Genomic DNA, 741 nt, shown 5'->3' on the forward strand with positions numbered 1-741 from the left:
GATTAATCAAAGATCTGCTTAAAATGCCGAATTTACTCACTTTCATGGACTTTCCACCAGCTATCCGGCAATCACTATACTCCACTAACCTGATCGAGAACTTTAATAAGCATCTCAAGCGCACCACCCATCACAAAGAACAATTTCCAACAGAAGATTCACTGGATCGCTTCCTGGTTTCTCAGTTTAATGTTTATAACGAGAAGTCTATGAAGCGGATCCACCGAGGGTTCAAAGGACTCCAGGACACCTTGGAAGCATCATTTATTTAAGTTAGATACATATTATATGTACGATGGCATTTCATTTACACAAGATTCTTGACGCTACCGGACACTTGGGCTACTCCTTTCCTGGAATTTGGGTTGGCTTATTAGGTTTACACCATAAGCACCACCTCCAATACGGGAAATAGCCACCGCCTTAACTTCTCTACTAGCATAGTATAACATAATGCACGCTGTAACTACCGATTCTACGGTATTCACAGCGTGTATTTTAGCTAATTTATCCATTGCTTAATTGCTTGTTCATAATGTCTATCTGGCTTTACTAGTGGTCTACGGGACGGCTAGGATTTAAATAACACCCTAGTCTAGCCCAGCCCTAAGTAACCATCGCTATCGCTTCCAAGTGCTCACTCAAAAATCACGATGAGTGTTGTTATACCGACATTTGTAGTTACTTTTATTTTTGGCAGATTGTAAAATTTAAGTTGAACATTTAAGTGGACAGAAAAAT

General features: G+C 39.8%; 1 protein-coding gene. It reads left to right on the forward strand.

The features are described from left to right. The coding region (locus KGF65_RS16770) for a transposase (RefSeq protein WP_216788270.1) at window positions 1-272 on the forward strand (272 nt) is incomplete at its 5' end. Window positions 273-741: the final 469 nt, after the last annotated feature.

The sequence above is a fragment of the Lactiplantibacillus sp. 30.2.29 genome, from assembly GCF_018991255.1.
GTDB lineage: Bacteria > Bacillota > Bacilli > Lactobacillales > Lactobacillaceae > Lactiplantibacillus > Lactiplantibacillus pentosus.